Source organism: Ruegeria sp. SAZD013 (assembly GCF_059612525.1).
In genome coordinates, this window is the sequence record NZ_JBXWQT010000020.1 from 312251 (window position 1) to 338099 (window position 25849).

Consider the following 25849-nt stretch of genomic DNA (forward strand, 5'->3'; position numbering starts at 1 on the left):
TTGGTTCTGCTTTTCCCATCCTGCCCGGACAAGTAAGTGTGCTGAAACACGTGGCGCGAGGGAAAAGTTTTCATGAATTACGAAACGGTTCTATTGGACATATCGGATGGTCTGGCGGTTCTGACCCTGAACAGACCGGACAAGATGAACGCGCTGACCACTCGGATGCGGGCAGAGATTACCCACGCGATGAAAGATGCCGCGGTTAAAGCGCGCTGTATCGTTATCACCGGCGCGGGGCCGGCGTTTTGTTCCGGGCAGGATCTGGGAGATGCATCATCGACCGGCAAGATCGATCTGGAACGATCATTGCGCGACGAGTACGAGCCGATGCTGGAAGCCATCCACAGCTGTCCTGTTCCGACGATCGCGGCTGTAAACGGACCTGCTGCGGGGGCAGGGGCCAACCTTGCGCTGTGTGCGGACGTGGTTATTGCAACGGAGAGTGCGTATTTCCTGCAGGCTTTTGCACGTATCGGCTTGCTGCCCGATGCCGGGGGCACTTGGTTCATGCCGCGTCAGATGGGCTTGGCCAAAGCAATGGGGGCCGCCTTGTTTGCTGACAAGATCAGCGCCCGGCAGGCCGAAGAATGGGGCATGATCTGGGAAGCTGTCCCCGATGATGCGTTTGCCGCACATTGGCACAAAAGGGCAGAATATCTGGCCAAAGGTCCAACCGCCGCCTATGGCGCGATCAAGCGTGCCATCCGCGGGACCTACGAAAACACATTGCAGCAGCAGCTTGCAACCGAGGCGCATCTTCAAGGTGAATGTGGCCGGTCGCGGGATTTTGCAGAAGGTGTGGTGGCGTTCATGGAAAAACGCCCTCCGAAATTCGAAGGGCGTTGATAAGCGTTAGGCGCGGCGACGGCGACGCGTGCGGCGTTCGGGGCCTGCGTCGTCCTCGGTTCCGTCCGAAGCCGACGAGAACGGCCCCAGTGCCTCGGTGATCTGATCCAGTGTCGGGCGCTCGCCGCGCGAAGTGGTATCCAGCGCTTCGCGCATTTTGCGCAGATGATCAGGCATGGTCCCGCAGCACCCGCCGATGATTGTTGCGCCCGAATCCCGTGCCATGGCAGCATACCGACCCATCAGTTCGGGTGTCCCGTCATAATGGATATGGCCATCCACGTATTTCGGAATGCCCGCATTGCCCTTTGAGATCAGCGGACGCTCGGTGCCTTGCGCTGCAAAACCCAGAACCGTGCGCAGGATATCAGACGCACCGGTGCCACAATTGGCCCCAAAAGCGATCGGTGGGTTTGGCAAGGTTTCAACCAAAAGCGCAAGATCGGCCGAGGTGACACCCATCATCGTGCGCCCGGCCGTGTCAAAGCTCATCGTGCCGCACCAGGGCATGTCGGCCAGCGCAAAGGCCTCGGCTGCCGCGCGGAATTCCTCTGGCGCGCTGATGGTTTCCACCCAAAGAACGTCAACTCCGCCCGCTTTCAAAGCCTCGGCCTGTTCATGGAACATTTCAACCGCGTCGGAATGCGATAGGCTGCCGACCGGTTCCATAATCTCGCCGGTGGGTCCAACCGATCCGGCCACGACAATAGGCCGCCCGGCTTTGTCCGCGATTTCACGTCCAAGTTCTGCGCCGATACGGTTTAGCTCGCCCACGCGGTTCTGCGCATCATGCAGTTTCAGACGCGCCGCAGTGCCTCCAAACGTGTTGGTCAGAAACAGGTCGCTGCCCGCGTCGACGGAACCCTGGTAAAGCGCCCTGATCTTGTCCGGAGCATCCACATTCCACAGCTCAGGCGCGTCACCTGATTGCAGACCCATGTTAAATAAATTGGTCCCCGTTGCACCGTCCGCAAGGATGGCGTCTTTGGTGTCCAGAAGTTTGCTCAGCGCGTTTGTCATAGGGTTATTCCAGAAAAAGCGTATAAACGCTGCAAAAAAACAGAGACGCCCCGTGTCTCATGACCAGGGCGTCAAATCAATTTCATAAAACTCATGAAGATCATGAATTTTGCATTTCAGGCAATCAGTGCTCGCCTTCCACCATCACCTGTTCTTTGGCTTCAACCAGAAGCTCGGCCATTTTCGAACGGATCGTGGCTTCATCCGCAAGATCACCCAAGTAGGTTTTGACCGCCTCGACAACATCGTCTTCGCCGACATGCTGTAGGTCGGTATGAACCAGTTCCTGGCCGTATTTCCGTGCCTGTTCAACAGTTTCGCCCTTCAGCGCAGACGCCCAGACAGCCATAAAGCGGTTGCGGCGCATCCGAGCGATGAACTGCATCTTTTCGTCATGGGCGAATTTGCTTTCAAACGCGGCTTCACGTTCGTCGAATGTGGTCATTGGTTGGGGACCCCTTGGATTACCGTTTCTCACTGATGATATGACAATAGGACACTCTGGGTGCAAGGTATTTGCGCTGCGTCAAAGGCCCTCGGGGCAGCGAACTTGCGGGAACGCAGGGCTTGCACTATGAGGACGCCAACGTGAAGGGACTCATTCCCTTTCGCCAGTCTGGAAAGGTCGCTTATGGCGCGTCGCAAGAAAATCTACGAAGGCAAGGCCAAAATTCTGTATGAAGGCCCAGAGCCGGGCACCATCGTACAGTATTTCAAGGATGACGCCACCGCGTTCAATGCCGAGAAGAAAGACGTGATTGACGGCAAAGGCGTGCTGAACAACCGTTTGTCCGAGTTCTTCATGACCGGGCTGACCCAGATTGGCATTCCGAACCACTTCATCCGGCGCCTGAATATGCGCGAACAGCTGGTGCGCAATTGCGAGATCATTCCACTGGAAGTGATCGTGCGCAATTACGCGGCCGGTTCGATGTCGAAACGTCTTGGCATCGCAGAAGGGACGCAATTGCCACGTCCGATCGTTGAATATTGCTTCAAGGATGATGCTTTGGGCGATCCTCTTGTCACCGAGGAACACATCGCCGCGTTTGGCTGGGCCAGCCAGCAGGACATGGACGACATCCTCAGCCTTGCACTGCGCGTGAACGATTTCCTGAGCGGCGTGATGCTGGCGGTGGGTATTCGTCTGGTTGACTTCAAGATCGAAATCGGGCGCGTGTTTGAAGGCGACTATCAGCGGCTGGTCGTTGCGGATGAAATCAGCCCGGACAGCTGCCGCCTGTGGGATATCAAGACCGGTCAGAAACTGGACAAGGATGTATTCCGCCGCGATCTGGGCAGCCTGACAGATGCCTATTCCGAGGTCGCCCGAAGACTGGGTGTGCTGCCTGCCAGCAACGTCACCAAGCCGACGCTGATCAACTAAATACCACGCCTTAGCAGCGCCGCCCCCTCAGGGCGGCGTTTTGTCTTTGCCAAGTTGTTGGTAGAGCAGGGTGTTTGCGTGTGGCCGGGCCGTTTGATCAGATGACCATTCCGAAGCTTCCAGCTGCTGTGCCGGCAAAACTACTCGGGTCCAACTGACGGCGCAGGATCGTCACCTACCTGCGGCAAACTGCGTTTGAAACAGGGTTGTCGAAACCCATCAGGCGCGCTATCCCCCGCGCAACGAAATGGGCCTTGTATGCGGCCCTCAGGTGGAGTTGCCAAAATGAAAGCACGGGTTCATGTGATGCTCAAGAACGGGGTGCTGGACCCGCAGGGCGAAGCAGTACGGCACGCATTGGGTGCAATGGGCTTTGATCAGGTCGAAGGCGTACGTCAGGGCAAAGTCATCGATCTTGAGCTTGCCGATGGCGCAACCGAGGCAGACGTGACCGAGATGTGCGAAAAGCTTTTGGCCAACACCGTCATCGAACGCTATGAGATCGAACTGGTCTGATTGATGCGGGCCGCGCGTCTGATCACCTATCGTCAACCGCTTGAGGTGTCGACGATCCCCGATCCGGTTCCCGCCGAAGACGGTGTTGTGGTGCGAGTGCTGGCCTGCGGTGTGTGCCGGTCCGACTGGCACGCGTGGTCGGGCTCAGACCCGGACGTTGTCCTGCCCATGACACCCGGTCACGAGTTTTGCGGCGAGGTGGTCTCGGTCGGTGCGCGCGTTAAACGGTGGCGTGTTGGGGACCGGGTGATTGCGCCCTTTATCCTTGCCTGTGGGCATTGCCCGGACTGCGCAAAGGGTCATCAGACAATCTGTCCGAACCAGGTCGTGCCCGGCTTTACCTGTGACGGGGCTTTTGCTGAATATGTTGTCGTGGCTCATGCCGATGCCAACCTGACATCTTTGCCCGACAGTATCGCGCCTGAAATCGCCGCCGCATTGGGGTGCCGCGTAACCACAGCATGGCAGGCGCTTGTTGGCCGGGCGCAGGTGCAGGGTGGCGAGTGGATCGCTGTATTTGGCGGCGGCGGTGTCGGAATATCAACGCTTCTTCTTGGCAAGGCGCTCGGCACGCGTGTAATCGTTGTCGATATCACCGAGGACAAGCTGGCCTATGCCAAAACTCTGGGCGCCGACGCGGTGGTCAATGCCGCGACATGTGATGCCCCACAGGCGGTGAAAGACATCACCGGTGGCGGCGCCGATGTTGCGATCGAGGCGCTTGGCGTCGAAGCCACGACCGTTTCCGCCATGCGATCCCTGCGCAAAATGGGGCGCATGGTGCAAATCGGAATGCCCACGGGGGACCATGCACAGATGTCGTTGCCGATGGATGTGCTCTATTCTGGTCAGCTCTCCGTATTTGGCACCCGTGGGATGCCAAGCTGGCGCTATCCGTCGCTGTTGTCGCTGATCGCGGGTCAAGGGGTCGACCTGAGCCCGCTGGTGACCCGGAAAATAACCCTAAACCAGGTAAGCGCCGAGCTTGCCGCTTTTGACCATCCAACGCCTCCGGGTGTTGCGGTTGTCACAGATTTTGTCTCGTAGGAGGGCCCGCCATGCGTGCAGCCGTAATCGTTTTCCCCGGATCCAACTGTGACCGAGATCTTGCCGTCGCCTTTGAGCAGGCCGGTTTTCAGGTCGATATGGTCTGGCACAAAGACGCGGCTTTGCCCGAAGGTATTGATATCGTGGGCGTGCCGGGCGGGTTCTCTTATGGAGATTACCTGCGTTGCGGCGCAATCGCGGCCCAATCGCCGATTTGCAAGGCCGTCGTCGAACACACGCAGCGCGGCGGTTATGCCGTAGGCATTTGCAACGGTTTTCAGGTTCTGACCGAAACCGGCATTTTGCCGGGCGCATTGCTGCGCAATGCTGGGCTGAAATACATCTGCAAGACCGTTGGCCTAAGGGTTGAGACCAGCGACTGCGCGTTTACCAGCGGCTACAACGCAGGCGATGTGATCGGTATTCCGATTGCGCACCACGATGGCAACTATTTTGCGGATGACGCGACGCTGGCCGCGCTGAAAGATCAGGACCGGATCGCTTTTACCTATGCCGAAAACCCGAACGGCTCGATCGGGGATATCGCCGGAATCCTGTCGGAAAACCGCCGCGTTCTTGGAATGATGCCGCACCCCGAACGCGCAGCCGATCAGGGTCATGGCGGCACAGACGGGGTGGCGTTGTTCCGCGCATTGTCAGGTGTGTTTGAAGCGGCGTGACTTGAGGTCTCGCCCGCCGGGGCGTAACCTTTTGCCATGAACACAGAAGTTCGATCTGGCTGGTCAAATATGTTGAAACCGTTTCGTGGTGCGCCGCTGGGCTGGCGGTTGCGGCTGGCGGTTCTTGTTCTGCTGGTCGCGACAATTGCAACGGTCTGGGTGACGAACCGGCTGTTGACTGACAGGTTCACCGAATCCACGCGCAACCGGGCAGAGCTGCGACTGACGCTGTATTCGGGCAACTTGCTGAGTGAATTGCGCCGCAACTCGATTGTTCCGCAATTGCTGGCCCGCGACCCGACGTTGATTTCGGCATTGCAGTCAGGCGATTACACCCTGTCTACCCAACGCCTTATTTCATTCGTGGAAGAGATCGGCGCGGCCTCACTGGTTTTGCTGGACAGCGACGGGCGCACAGTTGCCGCGACCGACCGAAACAGGTTGGGCGAAGGACATCGGAACACGCCATATTTTGTGGATGCGATCCGCTCGAACGCGACGATCTTCTCTGTTATTCCCAAGGACGCAGGCGGGTACAGCTTTGTGTATTCGCGCCGGTTGGAGAACGGGGCCGAGTTCCTGGGCGTAATCGTCGTCGAGGTTGACCTGCAAAAGTTCGAACGCGCTTGGGCAGGTATCTCGGATGCGGTGATGGTTACCGACAGCACCGGCAACATCATTTTGTCCACGGAACCCCGCTGGCGCGGGCTGGATGAGAACACGGCGATGCTGCGCCAACCGCCACAAGGGGCGATCCAGCGCGCCATCCGGGCAACAACCGATTGGACCGCGCTGCCGCCTGATGCCTATCTTCAGGGCGAAGCGGTGATGCGGATCGAGACGCGCATTCCGTTCCGCGGCTGGCAGATGACCTCGTTCACGACCTATGCCTCGATCCGGGAAAAGGTGAACAGCGTTCTGGCGCTGGAAATCATGGGGTTTGCGATTCTTCTGGCGCTCGCGTTCTATGCGTTGAGCCGCCGTGCCACGTTGCGCATGACCCTGTTCCAGCGCGAGTCGGCAGAGCTTCGCGCATTGAACGCGCGGCTGCAGCGGGAAATCGCTGAACGTGAACGGGTTGAAAAGACGCTGGATTTGGCAGAACAGACTCTTGCGCAAAGCTCGAAACTGGCTGCCCTGGGCGAGATGTCGGCAGCGGTCAGTCACGAGTTGAACCAGCCTCTGGCGGCAATGAAAACCTATCTGGCCGGGGCCCGCCTGTTGCTGCGCCGCAACCGCCCGGAAGAGGCCCTTGCCAGCTTTGGCCGCATCGATGGTCTGATCGAACGGATGGGGGCAATTACCCGGCAGCTCAAGTCTTATGCGCGCAAGGGTGCGGATGCGTTTTCACCAGTAAATCTTGGTGAAGCGCTGGCCTCGTCCCTGTCGATGATGGAGCCGCAATTGCGTCAGCGACACGTGAAGATCACACAGATCGTACCAGAGGAACCCGTGATCGTGATGGGGGACCGAATGCGCATCGAACAGGTCATGGTCAACCTCTTGCGAAACGCGCTGGACGCCACCAAATCAGTGGCGGAGCCGGATGTGGAAATCATCCTGGCAGCTGGTGACACGGCTGTGCTGACCGTACGCGACAACGGGCACGGAATCGAGGATATCGAAAACCTGTTCGAGCCGTTCTACACAACCAAACAGCCCGGAGACGGTGTTGGTCTGGGGCTTGCCATCTCGTCGGGGATCGTGAACGACCATGGGGGACGGCTGACTGCACGCAACGGCCAATATGGCGGTGCGGTGTTTGAAATGCAGTTGCCTGCACTGGGAAGCGACGGCCTTGAAGCCGCGGAATAACGAGGAATGACTATGGCACAAGCCATGAAAATTGCCATTGTTGACGATGAACAGGACATGCGCCAATCGATCAGCCAGTGGCTCGCTTTGTCCGGCTATGACACGGAAACCTTCGCCAGCGCGGAAGATGCGCTCAAGGTGTTGGGTCCGGATTATCCGGGGATAGTGATTTCGGACATCAAGATGCCCGGAATGGACGGCATTCAGCTTCTCAAAAAGCTGATGGGCGCTGACAGCACCTTGCCCGTGATCATGATCACCGGTCACGGCGATGTTCCGATGGCTGTCGAGGCGATGCGTGTCGGTGCATTCGATTTCCTTGAAAAACCCTTCAACCCCGACCGCATGTCTGAACTGGCCAAACGGGCCAGCAATGCGCGGCGTCTGACATTGGACAACCGCGCGCTGCGCCGGGAATTGTCCGGCGGCACCCAGATCATGAACAAACTGATCGGTGCCAGCCCGGTTATGGAACGCCTGCGCGAGGATATCCTCGATCTAGGTCAGGCGGATGGCCATGTGCTGATCGACGGAGAGACAGGGACCGGAAAGACGCTTGTCGCACACGCCCTGCACGCGGTTGGAAGCCGTGCCGGCAAGAAATTCGTGCTGGTGTCCTGCGCGGCGCACGAGGAAGACGCGTTGGCCAAACGTCTGTTTGGGCCGATGATGCCTGAAGACGCCCAATTGCCCGCCATCGAAGAGGCGCGGGGCGGAACGCTGGTTTTGGAAGATGTCGAAGCGCTCAGCGATTCCCTGCAAGCCAAGCTGCTCAGCGTGATGAACGAGCAGGGCACGCCGGCCGAGACACGCATCGTAGCGATCTCGAACCTGCAAGAGGCCGGAAAAACCTCCGAAGATGTCTTGCGGCCTGATCTGTTCTATCGATTGGCCGCCTTGCGCATCACCATGCCGCCCCTGCGCCAGAGGGGCGAGGACATCCTGACCCTGTTTACCCGTCTGAGCGAGCAGTTCGCCGAAGAATACGGTTGTGATGCGCCTCAGGTAAGCGCTCAGGAAGCCGCGCAGCTGTTGCAGGCGCCCTGGCCGGGGAACGTGCGCCAGTTGATCAACATTGCCGAACGCGCGGTACTGCAATCGCGCCGTGGGTCCGGAACGATCGCCTCGCTGTTGATGTCGGATCACGAGGAAATGCAGCCGGTCATGACCACCGAAGGCAAGCCGCTGAAGGAATATGTCGAAGCCTTTGAACGGATGCTGATCGACAACACGATGCGGCGGCACAAAGGATCTATCGCGTCTGTGATGGATGAACTGTGCCTGCCGCGCCGAACGCTGAATGAAAAGATGGCCAAATACGGCCTCCAGCGGTCGGACTATCTGTAAACTTTGTGACGGGGGCTCTGCCCCCGTCGCCTTTGGCGACTCCCCCGGGATATTTTTGGCCAGATGAAGGCGATCCCGCATGCCACGGTTGGGGGCGGTGCAGTTTGCCCATTGTCTTTTCCACAGGACTGCTTTTATTGTGTCCGGACGGGCCGGGCCAGTTTTGTGTCCATAAGCCCCGAATCATTGAGTTTCGCTGCTTTGCTGAAGGTGATGACATATTATTCGCCGCAAAGCAGACCGATTGTGCCCCTTTCGGGGCAATGTAGTACCTGAGCCCGGAACGTCTGGGCGAAAGGAATAAATGGGCAGGCTGCGGCTAACGCGCCTGTCGGAGAAGAACCGCGATGACGCGCGCGCAACGATTGAGTGACCGGGCAGGGGGCCACAGCGCCAGACCCTGCCGCGCGCCGTCCGATATCGCCCTGACAAGACACCTCCCCAAATGTGCCTGTCCACCTGGACGGGTCAGGACAACGCGTTTGGCGCGGTGCACCAAGGACTCATGGCTAAGAAAATGCTTATCGATGCCACCCACGCGGAGGAAACCCGCGTCGTGGTGGTCGACGGAAACAAGGTCGAGGAGTTCGATTTTGAATCCGAAAACAAGCGCCAGCTTGCTGGCAACATCTATCTTGCAAAAGTAACACGGGTTGAGCCGTCGCTCCAGGCGGCCTTTGTGGATTATGGCGGGAACCGGCACGGCTTCCTGGCGTTTTCGGAAATTCACCCGGACTATTACCAGATCCCCATCGCCGACCGCGAGGCGCTGATGGAGGAAGATCGCGCCTATGCCGAGGCCATGAAGGCGCGGGATGAGGCCGACGAGGGCAAGCCGAAAAAGCGGCGTTCGCGCGCCCGATCAAAGGCCGCGGATCTTAAATCGGACGATCTGGTCGAAACGATGGAAGTTTCGACCGAGCCGACCGGTATGGAAACCATCGACCTTGACGATGCCGACATGGAGGTGCCCGAGGGGACATCGCCTATGGAAATCGTCGGTGAAACACCTGTTGAGGAGCCTGCGGACAACGAAGCGCCGGAAGCTGTGTCAGATGACACTGCTGAGGAAACGGCTTCGGAAGACGAGGCTCAGGCTGAAACGGTTGTGTCTTCACAAGACGATGCAGCAGGGGATTCTGATGACTCGGCGGATGCTTCAATCGCTGACGATGGCGATGAAGCGTCTGAATTGTCTGAGGATGACCCGGACGCAGATGATGGCGATGCGGATGAGGAACACGCTGACGCAGCCGCGAAAGATGACACGATTGAAACCGTAGCCGAGGAAGACGACAGCGAGGACATCCGCCCTCAGCGCAAGCCACGCCCACGCCGGTATAAGATTCAGGAAGTGATCAAAGTGCGCCAGGTGCTGCTGGTGCAGGTCGTCAAGGAAGAACGCGGCAACAAGGGGGCAGCCCTGACGACCTATCTGTCGCTGGCAGGTCGCTATTGTGTTTTGATGCCGAACACCGCGCGTGGCGGTGGGATCAGCCGCAAGATCACCAACGCAGTTGACCGCAAAAAGCTGAAAGAGATCGCCGCGGATATTGATGTTCCGACAGGGGCGGGTTTGATTATCCGGACTGCAGGCGCCAAGCGCACAAAATCGGAAATCAAGCGCGACTATGAATACCTGCAACGCCTGTGGGAGCAGATCCGGGCATTGACCCTGGAATCCATTGCACCTGCGAAGATCTATGAAGAAGGCGATCTGATCAAACGGTCGATCCGGGACCTTTATAACCGCGATATCGACGAGGTTCTGGTCGAGGGCGAGGGCGGATACCGCATCGCCAAGGACTTCATGAAGATGATCATGCCGTCCCATGCCAAGAATGTGAAACGGTACGAGGACGCGCTGCCGCTGTTTGCGCGCTATCAGGTGGAAAGCTATCTGGCGGGGATGTTCAACCCGACCGTTCAGCTGAAATCTGGCGGGTATATCGTGATCGGCGTGACCGAAGCGCTGGTGGCAATCGACGTGAACTCGGGCCGGGCCACGAAAGAAGGCTCGATCGAGGAAACGGCGCTGAAAACCAATCTGGAAGCCGCGGAAGAAGTGGCGCGTCAGTTGCGTCTGCGTGACCTTGCCGGTCTGATTGTCATCGATTTCATCGACATGGACGAGCGCAAGAACAATGCGTCGGTTGAAAAGCGTCTTAAGGACAAGCTGAAAACCGACCGTGCCCGCATTCAGGTCGGCCGGATTTCGGGTTTTGGCCTGCTCGAGATGAGCCGTCAGAGGCTGCGCCCGGGTATGATCGAGGCGACCACGCAGCCATGCCCGGCATGCCATGGCACCGGCCTGATCCGTTCGGACGACAACATGGCGCTGTCGATCCTGCGTCAGATCGAAGAAGAAGGCACGCGCCGCCGCTCGCGCGAGGTTCTGGTGCGCTGCCCGGTCAGTATCGCGAACTTCCTGATGAACCAGAAGCGCGAGCATATTGCCCAGATCGAATCGCGCTATGGTCTGTCTGTACGGATCGAAGGCGATGTGCATCTGGTCAGCCCGGATTTCTCGATGGAGAAATTCAAGACCGCCAGCCGCATTGTTCCCGAAGCGACAGCTCCTGTCGTGTCGGTCGATGCCTCGCTGATGGATCTGGTGGATTCTTCGGAAGAGGAGGAAGCCGAAGAGGATATCGCGTCGATTGAAGATGATACCAAACCCAAGCGCAAGCGCCGCCGTCGTCGTCGCAAGAAAGGCGCGGGCAACGGTGACGCGGCGGAACAGGGCGCGGATGACGGCGAAGGGTCAGAGCAGGAGGATGCCGTAGGCGAATCCGCTGAAACGGAAACCGCTGTCGAGACAACCGAAGCCGAAGCAACGGAAGAGGAAAAACCCGCCAAGCCCAAGCGTAAGCGCGCTCCGCGTCGTCGTAAGAAAGATGCGGTAGCAGAAGAGGGTGCGGAACAGTCGGAAGCACCGGACACCGATGCCGGGGCCGATGCACCGGCGGTTGAAGAGGCGGCCTCAGACGCAGAAGCCGAACCTGCCGAGGCGGCTGTCGCCGAGCAAAGCGAAGCCGATGAGACTGCTGACGCTGCGCCGGAAGCAAAAGACGTAGCCGAGCAGACTGACGAAGTCGCACAAGCAGAAGCGGTCGTTGCGATGGAAGAACCTGAAGTTCAATCTGCCGATGAGCCGGTCGAAGACGCACCGGTGGAAGAAACACCCATGGCAGCAGAACCTGAACCGGTGCTTGAAACTGTGGCAGATGAACCTGAGCCAGAATCCGACAGGCCCAAACGGCGCGGATGGTGGTCGCTGGGCAACTGATGAATGGGCGGGCAGATTTGCCCGCCTTTTTTATATCACAAAGTCAGTCGGTTTTTCGGATCAGATAGACCTGATGTTCGCCATCCAAATCCTGAGACAGCAATGTGTGGCCAGCTTCGGCGCAAAAATGCGGGACATCGATGATGGCTGCCGGGTCATCAGCCAGTACACGCAACACAGAACCTTGCGGCATGGATTTCAGCCGTTTGCGGGCCTTGAGGACGGGCAGGGGGCAAAGAAGGCCCAGCGCATCCAGCGTATCTGTAATCTCTGACATGATTTTCGGGATAGGGCGAAGTTGTAATATTGTCCAGATTCCAAGCACGAGGATGTGACTCATTGGCCCCGTGACGGACCGCCATTCATCACTTATGTGCTTAGACATGTTCGGAATAGAAATCATAGACGCGGGGCTGCTGCCCGCCATGTTTGTTGCCCTGCTGGGTGGCCTGATTAGCTTTCTGTCGCCTTGTGTGCTGCCCATCGTGCCGCCCTATCTGGCATATATGAGCGGCGTCACGATCAACGAAATGCAGGATGAGGCCCGCGCCCGGCGCAAGGCAACCATGTCAGCGCTGTTCTTTGTGCTGGGCCTGTCGACGGTTTTTCTGCTGTTGGGATTTACCGCATCTGCCTTTGGAGTGTTCGTGCTGCAAAATCAGGTTCTTTTTGCCAAACTGTCCGGTGCCGTTGTCATTGTCTTTGGTCTGCATTTCCTGAATGTCTTCCGCATCCCCTTTCTGGACCGCGAAGCGCGGATCGAAACCGGCGATTCCGGTGGCTCGGTCTTTGGTGCTTATATTCTTGGGTTGGCCTTTGCTTTCGGCTGGACGCCCTGTATCGGCCCCCAGCTGGGCGCGATCCTGTCCCTTGCGGCAACCGAGGCCTCGGTGGCGCGCGGCACGCTGTTGCTGGGTGTTTATGCAGCCGGATTGGGTATTCCGTTTCTGCTGGCAGCCATGTTTCTCAACCGCTCTATGACCGTGATGAACCGGATCAAGCCCTATATGGGCGTGATCGAAAAGGTCATGGGAGGGCTGCTGCTGTTCGTGGGCATCATGCTGATCACAGGCCTGTTCACCCGCTTCAGCTGGTGGTTGCTTGAAACCTTCCCGGCGCTTGCGAATTTCGGCTGAGCGTCTGCCCCCCTTACCTTGACCTAAAGCCTGCGTTAACCTGCGCGGCAGAAGGTAAAGGCATGAGCAGTCAGAGAAATCAGTCACAGGTTCGCAAACGCCGGGTGTTCTACATCCCCGGTTATGACCCGATGCCGCCGCGACGATATCGCGAGCTTTACCGAACCGAGTCGCAGGCGCAGGCCCGGATCTCGGGATATGAGATCGCCATGGCCCCCAAGTCCGCAAAAGGTCTGTTCGGCTGGTCCGTGACATCATTGCAGGACGGTGCGTCTGTTGAGACAGAAATCGAAGTTCTGGTCTGGTCAGACATCGTGCGCGACAGCATGTCCGCGTCGATCCCTGCAACCTACGCGCAGTTGGCCCACACGGCGTGGATATACATTTCGACCGGCGCTTTGTGGCGCCTGATGCGGTTGCGCAAGGGCCCGGTGATTGCGGCGCTCTATCCGGTGGCGATGTTGGTGTCTCAGCTGCTGGTTGCGTTTGCAGTCGTGTGGGCATGTGTGGCGATGGCTGGCTGGTGGGGTCTGTTTCCGGGTATCGCCGTTGCGGTTGCGCTGATGCTGTGGTTCCGCAAGATCGACAACCGGCTGTTTGCCTATTACCTGATGCATGATTACGCCTATTCCGCGCAGCTGAAGGGGGAAACTCCGCTTAAACTGAAGGACAGACTGGCCGTATTCCGCAAGGCGATTGAAGCCGCTCTGATATCCGGTGTGGATGAGGTACTGGTCGTGGGCCACAGTTCGGGCGCGCATATGGGGGTGTCTGTTCTGGCCGACCTGATCCGCGACAGGGCTGTGCCGAAACAGGGGGCAGAGTTGTCGTTCCTAAGCCTGGGGCAGGTGATGCCTATGGTATCCTTTCTGCCAAATGCGCATGGCCTTCGGTCCGACCTTCAATTCCTGTCCTCCAGTTCAGACATCACGTGGGTCGATGTCTCGGCCCCCGGGGATGGCTGTGCATTTGCGCTGTGTGATCCGGTGGCCGTTACAGGGGTGGCCGGACCAGAGAAACGCTGGCCGCTTGTCCTGTCGGCGGCCTTTACCCAAACCCTGTTACCTGAACGTTGGAAAGCCTTGCGCTGGCGGTTTTTCCGGCTGCATTTTCAGTACCTTTGCGCCTTCGATAAGCCGGGTCTGTACGACTATTTTCGGATAACGGCAGGCCCTTTGACGCTAAAGCAGCGGTTCCTTGGGCGCACACCTTCGCGCAGCCGGATTGAGACGCCAGTGTCCAAATACACGTCGGTGCGCCCATGACCCCGCCCAAGCCCCAGCCACGCGCAGACAAGGTTTCCCTACTGCGCTATCTGAAACTGTTTCGTCAGGATCTGCTGTCTGCGCAGCCAGCGCGCCTTTATCGCGCGTGGATGGCCGAATTCAGGACACCCTTCTTTCGATCTTTCCTGATCAATCAACCGGACCTGATTGACACCGTCCTCAGGAAACGCCCCGAAGATTTCCCTAAATCGGGCCGGATCAGCGAAGGCCTGCGCCCCTTGCTTGGAAATTCGGTGTTTCTAACCAATGGAGAGACGTGGAAACGTCAGCGGCGCATCATTGACCCGGCATTTGAGGGCGGGCGGCTGAAAGACACGTTTCCCGCCATGCTGGCCGCGGCAGACGCATGTGTTGAGCGGTTGCGGCCCCATGTCGGCAAACAGATCGAAGTCGAAGAACAAACAAGCCACGCCGCAGCGGATGTGATTTTTCGCACCTTGTTTTCGGTGCCAATTGACCACGCCATAGCCAGCAAGGTGTTTGAAAAGTTCCGCAACTACCAGCGCGAACAACCTCTGCTGAACCTTGCAGCCTTCGTTCCGCTGCCCAAATGGATGCCTCGGTTTCACTCCCGGACGACACGGAAAAACGCCGAAGACATTCGTAACCTGATCACTGACCTGACCCATGAGCGGGCTGAGGCGATCAAGGCCGGAACCGCCCCCGATGATCTGGCAACCAAGATCATGACGACCGCTGATCCTGAAACCGGCCAGTTTTTCGGGCCCGAGGAGATGGTTGATCAGGTTGCGATCTTCTTTCTGGCAGGCCATGAGACCAGCGCATCGGCTCTGGCGTGGACAGTTTATCTGCTGGCAATTTATCCCGAATGGCAGGAAAGGATTGCTGACGAAGCTGCCACTCTGGACGATCCGACATTTGCCTCGGTTTCCAAACTCAAGATCAGCCGCGACGTGTTTCGCGAGGCACTGCGCCTTTACCCACCGGTTCCCATGATGGTGCGAGAGGCCACGGGCCCACACCGTTTCCGAAACAGGGACGTTCCCAACGGGTCACAAATCGTCATCAGCCCTTGGCACCTGCACCGTCACGAACGGTTATGGGACAATCCCGACGGCTTTGACCCGAATCGCTGGAACAGTGAAAACGGCAAGACATGCCAGCGCGAAGCATATATCCCTTTCTCCGCAGGTCCCCGCGTTTGTACCGGGGCCGGGTTTGCCATGGTCGAAGGGCCGCTGATCCTGTCGATGCTGGTGCGAAATTTCAAATTCGAAACAATCAGCGGCAAAACGCCGGTTCCGGTGGCCCACCTGACCGTTCGATCCAGGGATGGCATATGGTTGCGGCTGATTGAGCGCTAACAAACTACCATCGGTCCTGACTGTGATGTATGCGGGGGGAGACATCGGAATCATCATTGAACGGGAAAACACTATGGCCAAAGCAGAACAGCGCGCGCAGATGATCAACGGAGCAGGCTTTATCGCGGCATTGGATCAAAGCGGCGGCTCGACCCCGAAAGCTTTGGCGTTGTACGGCGTTGACGCGTCGACCTACAGTTCGGACGCTGAGATGTTCGGTGAAATACAAAAGATGCGCGCGCGGATCATTCTGGCAAATGACTTCACCAAGGACAAAGTCATCGGTGCGATCCTGTTCGAACGCACCCTCGGGGAAGAGATCGAGGGCCGCAAGGTCGCAGATTACCTTTGGTCGGTCAAAGGCATCGTGCCTTTTCTGAAAATCGACAAGGGCCTCGAGGATCAGGCCAACGGCGTTCAGCTGATGAAGCCGATCCCCGGTCTGGCCGACACGCTGGCAAAGGCAGAAGGCGTATTCGGCACCAAGGAACGTTCGGTCATCCACGAGGCTAATGCCGAAGGCATCGCGGCCGTGGTCGCCCAGCAATTCGACGTAGCCCGTGAAGTGACTGACGCCGGGATGGTTCCAATCGTCGAACCGGAGGTCAACATTCATTCAGAAACTAAGGCCGAGGCCGAGGAGATTCTGAAAGCTGAAATCCTGAAGAACCTCGACCAGCTGGTCGAAGGGCAGGAGGTCATGCTGAAGCTGACGATCCCGACACAGGCAAACCTGTATGACGAACTGGCCGACCATCCGCGCGTTCTGCGCGTTGTCGCGCTGTCAGGCGGGTATTCGACCGAAGAGGCCTGTAACCTGCTGATTCAAAACGGCAAAATGATCGCGTCTTTCTCTCGCGCACTAACCGAAGGTCTCTCGAAACAGCAATCGGACGCCGAATTCAACGCCGCTTTGGGCGGCAATATCGACAAGATTTTCAAAGCCTCTGTCTGATCCTCAGACGGGTTTCGTGAAAGAGCGGCGCAACTGTGCCGCTTTTTTTCTGCTGATACAGCCCTCGGCATGGTCATTGACCAGTCCCATGGCCTGCATGAACGCAAACACCGTCGTGGGGCCAACAAATTTCCAGCCCCGTTTCTTGAGGTCCTTCGACATCGCCACCGACTCGGGCGATGTGGATGCCGATTGCGGGGGCGGCGGGGTTTCCGCCTCATACCGCCAGACATAAGCTGCCAGCGATCCTTCCGACGCCACCAGTTCCTGCGCGCGGCGGGCGTTATTGATCACCGCCTCGATCTTGCCTCGGTGGCGAATGATCCCATCATTTTGCTGCAGACGTTCAACATCAACTTCAGAGAATTCGGCCATCTTGTTGAAATCAAAACCGTAAAACGCTTCTCGGAAATTCTCGCGCTTGTTCAGGATCGTGCGCCAGCTAAGACCCGACTGAAAACTTTCCAGGCACAGTTTCTCGAATAACCGCTGATCATCCGAGACCGGAAAGCCCCATTCGTTGTCATGATAGTCAAAGAATTCCGGCGCGGCCTGGCACCAGGAACACCGAGGTTGACCGTCTGGCCCCAATACTGTGTTGCTCATGAATGTACCCCTTTTGTTCCTCGGGGACGTTACACCCAACGACCAAGATCTGACAAGTGTTAAACCTTGTCTCGGTACCAGTTCAGAATAAACACGCGAATAGCCGAGGCCAATCCGGTTTCCGGGTCGCGGTCAACATCAATTTGCGCGGCCAGTGCATTGATTGGCTGATCTTTTTCTTTCGCAATGTCGCGAAATGCGCGCCAGAATTCATCTTCAAGCGAGACAGATGTCCGGTGGCCCTTGAGGGTCAATGAACGTTTTACCGGGCGACCGCTCATTCATCCAGCTCGTGATTGTCGAGTTCACGCTTCTGCTTGTCCTGCTGAAGCCTGACGATTGCTTTCTCGGACTTGGTGCGCCCAAAGGCGACGGCATTCTCATCTGCGCGGGCCTTCTTCTCGGCCCGCGCCTTTTCTTTTCGATACCGGTTCAGGTTGACCGGCTTGCCCATTAGTCTTTCGGGCCGATCATCTGTTCGGGGCGTACAACGGCATCAAAGGTTGCCTCGTCCACAAATCCCAGCGCAATGGCTTCTTCCTTGAGGGTTGTGCCGTTCTTATGCGCGGTCTTGGCGACCGTGGTGGCATTGTCATAGCCGATGGTCGGGGCCAGCGCCGTCACCAGCATCAGCGATTCCTTCATCAGCTTGTCGATGCGCGGCTCATTGGCCTTGATGCCCAGCAACATCCGCTCGGTAAAGCTGTCGGCGGCGTCGCCCAGCAGCTGGATCGATTGCAACAGGTTGTAGGACATCATCGGGTTATAGACGTTCAGCTCGAAATGGCCCTGACTGCCTGCAAAATTCATCGCGGCGTTGTTGCCCATTACATGCGCAGCAACCTGTGTCAGCGCCTCGGCCTGGGTCGGGTTCACCTTGCCGGGCATGATGGACGAGCCGGGCTCGTTCTCGGGCAGGATCAGTTCGCCAAGCCCCGAACGCGGGCCAGAGCCCAGGAAACGGATGTCGTTGGCGATCTTATAGCAGCTGCCCGCGATGGTCGCCAAAGCCCCGGACATAAAGACCATGGCGTCATGAGCAGCCAGCGCTTCGAACTTGTTTGGCGCGGTCACAAAGGGCAAGCCGGTGATCTGCGCCATATGGCCCGCCACAGCTTCGCTCCAACCGTTTTGGGTGTTCAGGCCGGTGCCTACGGCAGTGCCGCCCTGCGCCAGCTCATAGATGCCGGGAAGCGCTGCGTGAACGCGTGCAATCCCCTGACGGATCTGGTGGGCATAACCGCTGAATTCCTGCCCCAGTGTCAGAGGCGTTGCATCCTGTGTATGGGTCCGGCCAATCTTGATGATGTCCTTGAACTCATCAGCCTTCTGCTCAAGACCAGAGGCCAGCTTTTCAAGCCCGGGCAGAAGGACGTCACGAACACTCATCGCCGTGGCAATGTGCATCGCAGTTGGAAAGGTGTCATTCGACGACTGACCCATGTTGCAGTGATCGTTCGGATGCACGGGGTCTTTTGAACCGATGACACCGCCCAGAATTTCGATGGCGCGGTTCGCGATGACCTCGTTCGAGTTCATGTTCGACTGGGTGCCGGAACCCGTCTGCCAGACGACCAGCGGAAAGTTGTCGTCAAACTGGCCGTCGATCACCTCACCCGCAGCCTGAATGATGGCATCGGCAATTCTGGCATCCAGCTTGCCGGTTGCCTTGTTCTCCATCGCGCAGGCTTGCTTGATCACGCCCAGCGCACGCACAATGGCAATGGGTTGTTTTTCCCAACCGATCGGAAAGTTCATGATCGAACGCTGCGTTTGCGCGCCCCAATACTTGTCGGCAGGAACCTCGAGCGGGCCAAAGCTGTCGGATTCGGTGCGGGTCTGAGACATCTGTCACTCCGTCTGGTATGCTGTTGTATGCCGTTTAGCCGCAGCTAAGCCGTGACGCAATCGGCCAGTTGCGCGCACCTTAAACCCAAGGGCGTCAAAGGTATAGGCGCGGGGTGCGTCACTTTTATTGTTATCGTCGGGGAATGTGCCATTGTGCGCGGCCCCCTCTCAGCTACAATAGGTTAGTAGCCGCCTTGGAGGACAAGATGTCGAATTTCCATCGCATTACGCTTGAAAAAGCGATCGTGTTATTTGCTGTCTGTGCTTTGTGGCTGTCCGTTTTGGGCGCATCTGCGCGCGCCGCGGACATTACCCCGTTCCTGGGGGATTATGTGGGCTCGGCAAATGTCGTGGATGCGGACGGAACCTCAACTCCAAGGGATATGAGCGTTTCAATTTTCGAGACCAAAAACGGGTTCAACGTCAGCTGGCAAACCACCACCTACAAGCTAGACGGGCGGGTAAAAGAACAGCAGTTCTCGATTGACTTCGTGCCCTCGGACCGCCCGGATGTGTTCTCGGCCGCGATGAAACGCAATGTGTTCGGTCATGAGGTTCCGCTGGACCCGATGAAAGGTGAACCCTTCGTATGGGGACGTATCGTTGGCGACACACTGACCGTGTTTTCGTTGTTCATCGACGTGGACGGCGGATATGAATTGCAGCAGTTCGACCGAACACTAGCCGAAGACGGGCTGAACCTGTCATTTTCACGCTTCATAGACGGCCAGAAATCCCGATCAGTCGAAACATTTCTGATGAAACGCTGAACCCCGCGCCGGGCGGGGCTCAAAGGCTTATTTGCGGAAGCTGTCCAGCGACACGACATCGGCGTCGTGATGTGCCTCTTCTTCCTCTTCGACCTCGATCAAGTCATCTGCAACATAATCGTCATCATCTTCGTCGTCCGGGCTTTCGAACCGCAGTCCAAATTCCACCGATGGATCGACAAAGGTCTTGATCGCGCCATAAGGAATATAGAGCGGTTCCGGCGCGTCCCCGAAATTGAGAGTAATGGCGAACCCGTTCTCTCCGACTTCGAGGTTTTCAAACCAGTGCTGCATGACGATTGTCATTTCTTCCGGATACCGGTCGCGCAGCCAATCCGCGATGTCCACGCCATCTTCGCGTGTGTCGAAGGTAATGAAAAAGTGATGCGCTCCGGGCAGACCGGATTTCGATACATCCGTCAGCACAGTCTTGATAAGCCCGCGCATGGCGGTGTGCATCAGGTTGCCATAGTCGATGCCTTGCGACATGTGTCATCCTCAAAAGTGGTTAAGCTCAGCATAGGGGTTTTGTTCGGAAACGAAAGGGCAGGTATGATCGGATTGATCAGATATTATGCGCAGCCAGCCCTGCCATTGACATCAGAACCAGCACCGTACCGATCCCCAATTTTAGTCTAAATATCAATATTCCAGCAATAAAGGTTAACGCAAGCGCCGGGATATCGAGCGAGGACAGTCGGGGCACGGGTATTGCCGCCGGACCCAAATTCATATCTGGCACCGATTCGAAAAGAACATTCAGGGCAAACCACACGGAAAGGTTGAGAATCACTCCGACAACAGCGGCGGTGATGCCGTGAAGGGCGGCAGACAGGCGCGGACGCGTGGCCAGACGGTCAAGATAGGGGGCCGTCAGGAAAATCCACAAAAAGCAGGGCACGAACGTTGCCCATAGTGCGACAGCGCCCGCAGCAAGCGCCAGTGAGAATCCACCGTTGATCTGCCCCGCCAGCATGGCGACGAACTGCGTAACCAGTATCAATGGTCCGGGGGTGGTTTCCGCCAGCCCCAATCCGTCGATCATCTGGTCTGCACTGATCCAGTGGTACCGATCCACAACGGTTTGCGACATATAGGCCAGAACGGCATAGGCACCACCAAAGGTCACAACGGCCAGACGGGCAAAGAACCACCCCAAATCGCTGAGCAATTGATGCCCGCTGAGTGTCAACGCAACAAGCGGCCCCAGCCAAAGCGGCAACCAGATCGCTATCGTCCGGGCCGAGCGGGCAAGGTGCGGCGTGTCCTGAGCCGTGGCTGCCTCAGCGGGTCCTTGATGACGCAAATACCCCCACAGGGCCGCGATCAGAATGATCAGCGGGAAGGGCAGGTTGAACAGAAAGATCGACAGAAACGACAGGCCCGCGATGACACGATGTTCCATATCCGTCAGCGCCTTACCTGACAGCTTGCGCAGGGCTTGCAGGACGATCACGATGACGGTCGCCTTGATGCCGGTAAATGCGGATTGCACCAGTGGAACGTCGCCAAATGCTGAATAAAGCGCGACTAGAACAGCAATCACAAACGCCCCTGGCAAAACGAACAGGCTGCCCGCAATCAGCCCGCCCACGACACCGCGCAAGCGCCAGCCAGCATAGGTTGCCAATTGCATTGCCTCTGGACCGGGCAGCAACATGCACAAGGAAAGCGCGCGCAGATAGGTCTGTTCATCCAGCCAGGGCCTGCGCTCGACCAGTTCTTGATGCATCAGCGAGATCTGGGCGGCGGGGCCGCCAAATGACAACAGGCCGATCCGTCCGAATACCTTGAAAAGGTCCAGTGCCGAAGGTCTCATGCGCCATGACCCGATGGCCAGTCATGCTTTTCATCAAACCCGTCGCGTGCCCAGCGGAACAGAGCATCATAAAGGTGCAATCCGGCTTCAAGTTGAGCATGGTCATCGCGATACTGGCGGGACAAACCTACCGAGAACGCCAGCAACCCAGCGGCTTCCGGGGCCAGATCATGCTGGTCGGTATCCGCAGCGCGAATGATCCGGGCCATACGCTCAAGCGCCTCGGTTCGCAGGTCAAATGCCCGGATCATCGTGTCAAATGTGCAGCCGCTGTCCTGATGCGTCCAAAATGTACTCGGAACGTCAAAGGGGGTGGCATCAAAATGATCAACGACTCCCTGAACTTCTTCCGACGCGACGAAAAGGAACCGTGCCTTGCGGTCAACAAACCGGCGGATCAGCCAGGGGCAGGCGATGCGGTCAATTTTGGGTCTTTGGCGCGTAACCCACAATGTGCTGCCATTAACGCGCGCCGGTAATACCGACTGGGGGATCAACGGCGCCTCACGCTGTTCGTGCCACCCTTCAAACCCACCTTCCAGATGTTCGGCGTTTTTGCCCGCCCCTCGTAGCCAGGACGCTACCCCCTGACTGAGCTTTTTGCCCTTGTGGCAGATTATTACACAAGGGTCGTTACCAATCAGACGACTCATCGCGTCGATTTCCGTGTGCGGACAGCGAATTGATCCCGGAATCAGCCGCGGATCCTTACTGAAATCCGCATCAGTGCGTATATCGATCAGAACAGGCGCCTGAGGCGTTCCGATTAACCGGCTCAATTGGGTCGGTGTAATGGCGTTAAGAGCAGCCATAGCATGTCTCCTTTAGTCATTCGGATCCATGCGAAGCTTGGGCTGACGCCTCACGGGGTGTTCGCAAGCTGACCCCCTGAGTCAGTGCTACCGCGCAAGAACATAGGGGGTCAAGATTGCGGTTTGAACCGTCAGGACCAGTCGAGCCGCTGACCGGTCATGCACACGGGAAGGGTATCGGCGGGAAACTGACCCATCTCTTCAAAAAACGAGATGAAATCGAAATGATTATACGCTTCGACCATCTTATTGTCTTTGAACCGGGCCATGACCTGACCGGTCACCTCCAAAGGGGCACCGTTATCGGCCCGGCACGTCTGCACATGCAGGATTGCGGATACCCAATCGCCATTCTCGATGATCTTGGGCAAATCCACCTTGATATCCCCTAAGACATGACGAAACGCCGTGACGAGGTCCCGAAAATCGTCCGCACCCACCTGCATTTCGGGGATCAGCCCCTCGGCCATGGTTTCGGGTGCAAAGAACTGATCGATCGCCTCGGTGTTTCCGTTTTCCCAAACCTCAGAATACCAGGATCTGAGTATCTCTGAATTCGTCATCCCAACGCTCCTGTCCAACTGCGAACACGATGGCAAAAAGGAATGAACAAACTCTGAATCTGCGCAAAGGCGGCATAAATATCAGACATATTGGGGGGAAGTGCAGGTTTCTGTTGCCAGGTACCTGCGAACCCCGCCTTACGCGGCTAGGCGCAAGGACTTAAGTTTCGGTCTTGTTACTGCTTACGCAGCAACTGCAACCGGAGCACGATTGTCGTTTGCAATTGTACTGTTTTCGCCGGTAACGGTGGCAGACAGCCGAGACAAAGCTTACCCCTTTAGACGTTCGTCGATCCTGTTTCGGCCCCATGATCCTCAAACGAAGGATTTTGGTGGAGCCGCCGGGTACCGCCCCCGGGTCCGATCCGCTTATTACGAGCGCGTTTATGTCCATAGTCCCGAAGGACATCTCATATATAGGTGAGGTGAGCGGCGGATGCAAACCCGGATTGCACATCTTTGTTGTCTTTAATTACAGAGCGTTACGCGACCCTATTGAAGTTTCCAGCGATCAACCATATCACCAGCACCCGTTCGATTCCACCGAAAGTAGCTGCCTTCAAGAAAGGCGGGTTATCCAGCGCCAATGGCAGGAACTGGTCTAGCGCGGCACCGGCATTGATTACGCCCAAGGACAGTGTGTTCCGGCTCAAAGGAAAGCGATCAAACCGCCGACCACAGCCCCAAAAGACCAACCAAAACAAGGCTCAGCGCCCAGATGAGTTCAAGGTTGAACCAGCTGCGGGACAGGAAACGCAGCCCCAGCCAACGATAAACGGCGAAGGCCAGAAACCCTCCGCCCAGAACCATGGCGGCGGTATGCAAGGCCGCAACTCCCAGAACCAGCAGACCGTTTGTTGTCATGATTTTGGAAATCGCCTGATGACCGGCATCCAGTTCATCCAGCTGGCACAGGCCCAGATAGATCGGAACCAGCATAAGGGCGGCCCCGTGCGCAAGAGCCACGAGAAACGACCACAGAGCCAGTTTGCTGGGTGGTATACGCGACAGAAAACGGGGATGGCGGCGGGTGATTGCAATGTAAAGCCCCATCGCGATGACAATCAACGCAGCCCAGATGCGGATTTCCTTTTGATAATCGACCAGAACGGCCATCAGCGCAAAGGGCAGAAGGACACCCAGCATGGCAACGAAATGCCCACCGGCCAAGGCCGCCAGTGCGCGCCACAGGGCGGATTGGCGCTGCTCCATCAGGGCAGAGGAAACCGCCAGCGGCCAGCCCATCCCGGGGTTCAGCCCGTGATACGCGCCGCTCAGAACAACGGCCAGCCAAAGGCCAGCCGTTGATGTCATCAGGGTTTCCAATTCAGACCGAGGGGTAACAGAAACTGTCGGTTGAACAATCTCCGCCCTCCAGCCGGATTTGGTGGCTGCGATATCCTTTGGGGAAATCGACCCAGAATTTCGGGTCCAAAACCAGCCCGCCATTCTCGCCCACATCCGCCTTGACCATGGCCGCGCCGCCTTCTTCGGGATAGAACTGATCGTCCCACGTGGAATAAAGCGAATTGGTCCAATAGACGCGTTTACCATCGCGGCTGATCTCGACCATTTGCGGCCCATAGCCAAAAGTCTGACCGTTCGGATGTTTGGTCTTTTTGACAATCCCTCCGATTTCGACCTTCCCGGCAAGGGTCGGGTTCATCGGATCGGACACATCATATTGATGCATCTCGCCGGTGCCCCAGCAGGCGACATATAGGTATTTGTCATCCAGACTCAGGTCGATATCGGTGACCAGTGGTGGTACGGCGGCAAACCCCTTGAGAAGATCAGGAAGATCATCTGGATCAGCGGGTTGCGGGTCGATGGTGATCGTTTTCTTGGCTTCGAACGTGCCGTCGTCATTGCGCCACCACGTAAAGATTGCGCCTTGAAGGTTGGTGGTATCAACGACAACGCCGCAGAACCCGTGTTGTTTGACCGGGTCATGCGCGGGCCGGATTTCCAACGCCATCTGGTGGTTTTCGCCCAGATCGATGGTCTGAATATTGGTCCGGTTGCGCAGGTTCCAGAAATGGATGCGATGACCGTATTTGTTCGAAAGCAGATCCTCTGCCACCAGCCCGTTTTCAAATTGTGGGGGAAGGCCCCATTCGGAACTGACCATGTAATCGCGCGGCAGATTCCACCAGAAATCATAATGCTTGTCCTGCACGCCGCGCTCGATCTCATAGCGCCCGATGATCTCGAAGCTTTCACAATCCATGATGAAAATACCCGGAGGACCATCCGTGCCGTCCTCGCCGCCGCCGCCCAGCGTGCTGACATAGATGCCTTCCGGCCCGCAATGGATCGTGTGCGGTCGTGAATACCCGGTTTTATCAAAGACTTCCTCGGGTTCGATGATCTTGTGAATCTTCGCCTCAAGCGGGTTCTTTACATCGATGATGTATATCCGGCTAGAACGGATACCGGGGATGATCAGATAGCGACGTTCCAGAAACGCATGACCGCTGAGCGGTGACAGCGATGAGGAACAGGCATTCCAGCCGAAATGGTGAAACTCGTCGCCTTTTTCGGGCATGATCACCTGATGCACGATCTTCCCGAAATCGGCCGAGGTTGGATCGACATTCACAACTGCCAGCCCGTCAGGTTGCGAAAAATCGGGGCTGAGCATCAGCGTGAAAGCAAGCGTTTCAGCAGGGCCTTCCATTGCCAGCTTGGCTGACGGATAAAAGGTTGGGTCCGGTCTTTTGTTCATAACGTCCTCCCGTAAGTCATTGTCATTCAATTCATATTGAGAGTTCCGGTC

The 25849-nt window shown here is 57.4% G+C and carries 26 protein-coding genes and 1 other RNA gene; 13 read left to right on the forward strand and 14 right to left on the reverse strand.

What is annotated here, in order from left to right:
• Positions 1-72: 72 nt before the first annotated feature.
• Positions 73-849, forward strand: a complete 777-nt coding sequence (locus tag AC2FLU_RS07765) for an enoyl-CoA hydratase-related protein (RefSeq protein WP_480472605.1) — start codon at positions 73-75, stop codon at positions 847-849.
• A 6-nt stretch (positions 850-855) separates the two neighbouring features.
• Here AC2FLU_RS07765 and bmt read toward each other — a convergent pair whose 3' ends face one another.
• The gene (gene bmt, locus AC2FLU_RS07770) at positions 856-1869 is read right to left on the reverse strand and encodes a betaine--homocysteine S-methyltransferase (protein ID WP_480472607.1); all 1014 of its coding nucleotides are present in this window, start codon (positions 1867-1869) and stop codon (positions 856-858) included.
• Positions 1870-1993: 124 nt separating this feature from the next.
• Positions 1994-2314, reverse strand: coding sequence for a DUF1476 domain-containing protein (locus tag AC2FLU_RS07775; RefSeq protein WP_496714490.1), 321 nt, complete (start codon positions 2312-2314; stop codon positions 1994-1996).
• Between the two features lie 186 nt (positions 2315-2500).
• Between AC2FLU_RS07775 and purC the strand changes: the two genes are divergently transcribed.
• From purC to AC2FLU_RS07810, 7 genes are all read left to right on the forward strand, one after another.
• Positions 2501-3256, forward strand: coding sequence for a phosphoribosylaminoimidazolesuccinocarboxamide synthase (gene purC, locus AC2FLU_RS07780; RefSeq protein WP_209504015.1), 756 nt, complete (start codon positions 2501-2503; stop codon positions 3254-3256).
• A 285-nt stretch (positions 3257-3541) separates the two neighbouring features.
• Positions 3542-3772 carry a phosphoribosylformylglycinamidine synthase subunit PurS gene (gene purS, locus AC2FLU_RS07785; protein WP_117872765.1) on the forward strand — a complete coding sequence of 77 codons (231 nt, stop codon included), beginning with the start codon at positions 3542-3544 and terminating at the stop codon, positions 3770-3772.
• A gap of 3 nt (positions 3773-3775) precedes the next feature.
• Positions 3776-4819, forward strand: a complete 1044-nt coding sequence (locus AC2FLU_RS07790; protein WP_496808533.1) for a zinc-dependent alcohol dehydrogenase family protein — start codon at positions 3776-3778, stop codon at positions 4817-4819.
• 11 nt (positions 4820-4830) lie between these two features.
• Entirely contained in the window at positions 4831-5499 is a 669-nt protein-coding gene (gene purQ, locus AC2FLU_RS07795) for a phosphoribosylformylglycinamidine synthase subunit PurQ (protein WP_480493251.1), read from the forward strand.
• Positions 5500-5568: 69 nt separating this feature from the next.
• Positions 5569-7314, forward strand: a complete 1746-nt coding sequence (locus tag AC2FLU_RS07800) for a sensor histidine kinase (RefSeq protein ID WP_480481076.1) — start codon at positions 5569-5571, stop codon at positions 7312-7314.
• Positions 7315-7326: 12 nt separating this feature from the next.
• On the forward strand, positions 7327-8661 hold the full coding sequence (locus AC2FLU_RS07805; protein ID WP_480553879.1) for a sigma-54-dependent transcriptional regulator: 1335 nt from the start codon (positions 7327-7329) through the stop codon (positions 8659-8661).
• A 505-nt stretch (positions 8662-9166) separates the two neighbouring features.
• On the forward strand, positions 9167-11950 hold the full coding sequence (locus tag AC2FLU_RS07810; RefSeq protein ID WP_496808532.1) for an Rne/Rng family ribonuclease: 2784 nt from the start codon (positions 9167-9169) through the stop codon (positions 11948-11950).
• A 43-nt stretch (positions 11951-11993) separates the two neighbouring features.
• Here AC2FLU_RS07810 and AC2FLU_RS07815 read toward each other — a convergent pair whose 3' ends face one another.
• Positions 11994-12227 (reverse strand): sulfurtransferase TusA family protein, encoded by a 234-nt coding sequence (locus AC2FLU_RS07815; RefSeq protein WP_480472617.1) that lies wholly within the window; start codon positions 12225-12227, stop codon positions 11994-11996.
• Between the two features lie 106 nt (positions 12228-12333).
• Between AC2FLU_RS07815 and AC2FLU_RS07820 the strand changes: the two genes are divergently transcribed.
• From AC2FLU_RS07820 to AC2FLU_RS07835, 4 genes are all read left to right on the forward strand, one after another.
• The gene (locus AC2FLU_RS07820) at positions 12334-13086 is read left to right on the forward strand and encodes a cytochrome c biogenesis CcdA family protein (RefSeq protein WP_480493245.1); all 753 of its coding nucleotides are present in this window, start codon (positions 12334-12336) and stop codon (positions 13084-13086) included.
• Between the two features lie 62 nt (positions 13087-13148).
• Positions 13149-14351, forward strand: a complete 1203-nt coding sequence (locus AC2FLU_RS07825; protein WP_480516935.1) for a hypothetical protein — start codon at positions 13149-13151, stop codon at positions 14349-14351.
• Complete coding sequence (locus AC2FLU_RS07830) at positions 14348-15697, forward strand: cytochrome P450 (protein ID WP_496811925.1); 1350 nt, start codon at positions 14348-14350, stop codon at positions 15695-15697. Before AC2FLU_RS07825 ends, AC2FLU_RS07830 begins: the two co-directional genes overlap by 4 nt.
• 73 nt (positions 15698-15770) lie before the next feature.
• A complete protein-coding gene (locus tag AC2FLU_RS07835) occupies positions 15771-16652 on the forward strand; it encodes a fructose bisphosphate aldolase (RefSeq protein WP_496714495.1) in 882 nt (293 codons plus the stop codon).
• 3 nt (positions 16653-16655) lie between these two features.
• Here AC2FLU_RS07835 and AC2FLU_RS07840 read toward each other — a convergent pair whose 3' ends face one another.
• The 4 genes from AC2FLU_RS07840 to fumC are packed head-to-tail and all read right to left on the reverse strand — an operon-like array spanning position 16656 to position 19106.
• Entirely contained in the window at positions 16656-17258 is a 603-nt protein-coding gene (locus AC2FLU_RS07840) for a DNA-3-methyladenine glycosylase I (protein WP_496811926.1), read from the reverse strand.
• Between the two features lie 59 nt (positions 17259-17317).
• Entirely contained in the window at positions 17318-17539 is a 222-nt protein-coding gene (locus tag AC2FLU_RS07845) for a ribbon-helix-helix domain-containing protein (RefSeq protein ID WP_209504003.1), read from the reverse strand.
• Complete coding sequence (locus AC2FLU_RS07850; protein ID WP_480472629.1) at positions 17536-17712, reverse strand: DUF4169 family protein; 177 nt, start codon at positions 17710-17712, stop codon at positions 17536-17538. Before AC2FLU_RS07850 ends, AC2FLU_RS07845 begins: the two co-directional genes overlap by 4 nt.
• Complete coding sequence (gene fumC, locus AC2FLU_RS07855; protein ID WP_480472631.1) at positions 17712-19106, reverse strand: class II fumarate hydratase; 1395 nt, start codon at positions 19104-19106, stop codon at positions 17712-17714. Before fumC ends, AC2FLU_RS07850 begins: the two co-directional genes overlap by 1 nt.
• Positions 19107-19312: 206 nt before the next feature.
• On the opposite strand from fumC, the gene AC2FLU_RS07860 reads away from it, so the two are divergent.
• On the forward strand, positions 19313-19876 hold the full coding sequence (locus AC2FLU_RS07860; RefSeq protein ID WP_480472633.1) for a hypothetical protein: 564 nt from the start codon (positions 19313-19315) through the stop codon (positions 19874-19876).
• Between the two features lie 27 nt (positions 19877-19903).
• On the opposite strand, the gene AC2FLU_RS07865 is transcribed toward AC2FLU_RS07860, so the two are convergent.
• The 7 genes from AC2FLU_RS07865 to AC2FLU_RS07895 all read right to left on the reverse strand — a co-directional run bounded on the left by AC2FLU_RS07865 (position 19904) and on the right by AC2FLU_RS07895 (position 25798).
• The gene (locus tag AC2FLU_RS07865) at positions 19904-20365 is read right to left on the reverse strand and encodes an SspB family protein (RefSeq protein WP_480472635.1); all 462 of its coding nucleotides are present in this window, start codon (positions 20363-20365) and stop codon (positions 19904-19906) included.
• A 76-nt stretch (positions 20366-20441) separates the two neighbouring features.
• Positions 20442-21695, reverse strand: coding sequence for a chromate efflux transporter (gene chrA, locus AC2FLU_RS07870; protein WP_480553436.1), 1254 nt, complete (start codon positions 21693-21695; stop codon positions 20442-20444).
• Positions 21692-22507 (reverse strand): chromate resistance protein ChrB domain-containing protein, encoded by an 816-nt coding sequence (locus tag AC2FLU_RS07875; protein WP_480516947.1) that lies wholly within the window; start codon positions 22505-22507, stop codon positions 21692-21694. The genes chrA and AC2FLU_RS07875 overlap by 4 nt, the downstream gene beginning before the upstream one ends.
• Before the next feature lie 131 nt (positions 22508-22638).
• Positions 22639-23070 (reverse strand): ester cyclase, encoded by a 432-nt coding sequence (locus AC2FLU_RS07880; protein ID WP_480472641.1) that lies wholly within the window; start codon positions 23068-23070, stop codon positions 22639-22641.
• Between the two features lie 99 nt (positions 23071-23169).
• Positions 23170-23516: a transfer-messenger RNA gene (ssrA, locus tag AC2FLU_RS07885) on the reverse strand.
• 217 nt (positions 23517-23733) lie between these two features.
• Positions 23734-24384: a hypothetical protein gene (locus AC2FLU_RS07890; RefSeq protein WP_480472643.1), complete on the reverse strand. Its 651-nt coding sequence runs from the start codon at positions 24382-24384 to the stop codon at positions 23734-23736.
• 13 nt (positions 24385-24397) lie between these two features.
• On the reverse strand, positions 24398-25798 hold the full coding sequence (locus tag AC2FLU_RS07895; protein ID WP_480516949.1) for a selenium-binding protein SBP56-related protein: 1401 nt from the start codon (positions 25796-25798) through the stop codon (positions 24398-24400).
• Positions 25799-25849 lie beyond the last annotated feature (51 nt).

Excerpts from the sequence above, each read along its gene's own strand:
- AC2FLU_RS07820 (WP_480493245.1), top strand. The coding sequence starts at position 12,334 with ATGTTCGGAATAGAAATCATAGACGCGGGGCTGCTGCCCGCCATGTTT.
- AC2FLU_RS07800 (WP_480481076.1), top strand. The coding sequence starts at position 5,569 with ATGTTGAAACCGTTTCGTGGTGCGCCGCTGGGCTGGCGGTTGCGGCTG.
- chrA (WP_480553436.1), bottom strand. The coding sequence starts at position 21,695 with ATGAGACCTTCGGCACTGGACCTTTTCAAGGTATTCGGACGGATCGGC.
- AC2FLU_RS07775 (WP_496714490.1), bottom strand. The coding sequence starts at position 2,314 with ATGACCACATTCGACGAACGTGAAGCCGCGTTTGAAAGCAAATTCGCC.
- AC2FLU_RS07815 (WP_480472617.1), bottom strand. The coding sequence starts at position 12,227 with ATGTCAGAGATTACAGATACGCTGGATGCGCTGGGCCTTCTTTGCCCC.
- AC2FLU_RS07880 (WP_480472641.1), bottom strand. The coding sequence starts at position 23,070 with ATGACGAATTCAGAGATACTCAGATCCTGGTATTCTGAGGTTTGGGAA.
- AC2FLU_RS07840 (WP_496811926.1), bottom strand. The coding sequence starts at position 17,258 with ATGAGCAACACAGTATTGGGGCCAGACGGTCAACCTCGGTGTTCCTGG.
- AC2FLU_RS07825 (WP_480516935.1), top strand. The coding sequence starts at position 13,149 with ATGAGCAGTCAGAGAAATCAGTCACAGGTTCGCAAACGCCGGGTGTTC.
- purQ (WP_480493251.1), top strand. The coding sequence starts at position 4,831 with ATGCGTGCAGCCGTAATCGTTTTCCCCGGATCCAACTGTGACCGAGAT.
- fumC (WP_480472631.1), bottom strand. The coding sequence starts at position 19,106 with ATGTCTCAGACCCGCACCGAATCCGACAGCTTTGGCCCGCTCGAGGTT.
- bmt (WP_480472607.1), bottom strand. The coding sequence starts at position 1,869 with ATGACAAACGCGCTGAGCAAACTTCTGGACACCAAAGACGCCATCCTT.
- AC2FLU_RS07790 (WP_496808533.1), top strand. The coding sequence starts at position 3,776 with ATGCGGGCCGCGCGTCTGATCACCTATCGTCAACCGCTTGAGGTGTCG.
- AC2FLU_RS07890 (WP_480472643.1), bottom strand. The coding sequence starts at position 24,384 with ATGACATCAACGGCTGGCCTTTGGCTGGCCGTTGTTCTGAGCGGCGCG.
- AC2FLU_RS07860 (WP_480472633.1), top strand. The coding sequence starts at position 19,313 with ATGTCGAATTTCCATCGCATTACGCTTGAAAAAGCGATCGTGTTATTT.
- AC2FLU_RS07875 (WP_480516947.1), bottom strand. The coding sequence starts at position 22,507 with ATGGCTGCTCTTAACGCCATTACACCGACCCAATTGAGCCGGTTAATC.
- AC2FLU_RS07810 (WP_496808532.1), top strand. The coding sequence starts at position 9,167 with ATGGCTAAGAAAATGCTTATCGATGCCACCCACGCGGAGGAAACCCGC.
- purS (WP_117872765.1), top strand. The coding sequence starts at position 3,542 with ATGAAAGCACGGGTTCATGTGATGCTCAAGAACGGGGTGCTGGACCCG.
- AC2FLU_RS07765 (WP_480472605.1), top strand. The coding sequence starts at position 73 with ATGAATTACGAAACGGTTCTATTGGACATATCGGATGGTCTGGCGGTT.
- AC2FLU_RS07845 (WP_209504003.1), bottom strand. The coding sequence starts at position 17,539 with ATGAGCGGTCGCCCGGTAAAACGTTCATTGACCCTCAAGGGCCACCGG.
- AC2FLU_RS07835 (WP_496714495.1), top strand. The coding sequence starts at position 15,771 with ATGGCCAAAGCAGAACAGCGCGCGCAGATGATCAACGGAGCAGGCTTT.
- AC2FLU_RS07895 (WP_480516949.1), bottom strand. The coding sequence starts at position 25,798 with ATGAACAAAAGACCGGACCCAACCTTTTATCCGTCAGCCAAGCTGGCA.
- AC2FLU_RS07865 (WP_480472635.1), bottom strand. The coding sequence starts at position 20,365 with ATGTCGCAAGGCATCGACTATGGCAACCTGATGCACACCGCCATGCGC.
- AC2FLU_RS07830 (WP_496811925.1), top strand. The coding sequence starts at position 14,348 with ATGACCCCGCCCAAGCCCCAGCCACGCGCAGACAAGGTTTCCCTACTG.
- AC2FLU_RS07850 (WP_480472629.1), bottom strand. The coding sequence starts at position 17,712 with ATGGGCAAGCCGGTCAACCTGAACCGGTATCGAAAAGAAAAGGCGCGG.
- purC (WP_209504015.1), top strand. The coding sequence starts at position 2,501 with ATGGCGCGTCGCAAGAAAATCTACGAAGGCAAGGCCAAAATTCTGTAT.
- AC2FLU_RS07805 (WP_480553879.1), top strand. The coding sequence starts at position 7,327 with ATGGCACAAGCCATGAAAATTGCCATTGTTGACGATGAACAGGACATG.